At 42.1% G+C, this 451-nt stretch carries 1 protein-coding gene and 1 pseudogene; both read right to left on the bottom strand.

Going from position 1 to position 451, the window contains the following annotated elements:
• A pseudogene (locus tag FC82_RS13265) lies at positions 1-201 on the bottom strand (hypothetical protein); the annotation flags it as partial.
• Positions 191-451, bottom strand: a 261-nt coding sequence (locus tag FC82_RS13260) for a type II toxin-antitoxin system RelB/DinJ family antitoxin (RefSeq protein ID WP_156405155.1), incomplete at its 5' end; no start/stop codon positions are given. The pseudogene FC82_RS13265 and the gene FC82_RS13260, both read right to left, overlap by 11 nt.

Here is a 451-nt window from a genome sequence, read left to right as displayed (position 1 = left end):
TTTCTTCAACCCAGCGGATTGCCAATCTTGAATCGGATAATATTGTTGCTTGATATAAGCCGACTTCTTTTCATACTGACTAGTAATTTTAAAAGCCTCGACCGTCTGTTCTGATACCCGACGAATTAAAACTGGCCGAGACTTGCCACCGTTAGTTTCTACAAAACTAACGTATAGGCTGACTAAGTCATTAGTCCTCATCTGGATCGTTGAGCCAATCAGCGACCTCTTTAGCATCTTTGAACTCGGTGACTGGTGTCCCTTCGGTCGCCTTTAAAAAGCGTAAATTAGCTCTTTCTTCTTCGCTTAAAGACGCATTAAAAGGTAAAGCACCATTAGCAACAATCCGCTTGTAAAACATGTTAATGGCCGTGGTTGGATTTAAGCCCAATTCGCTTAAAACTGCTTCGGTATCATCGGCCAAATCTTTATCAATCTTGACTTGGACCCG

Origin of the sequence: Secundilactobacillus collinoides DSM 20515 = JCM 1123, assembly GCF_001435975.1 — a bacterium.
In the GTDB taxonomy this organism is placed as follows: Bacteria; Bacillota; Bacilli; order Lactobacillales; family Lactobacillaceae; genus Secundilactobacillus; species Secundilactobacillus collinoides.
This window is presented reverse-complemented; position numbering and strand designations above follow the sequence as displayed.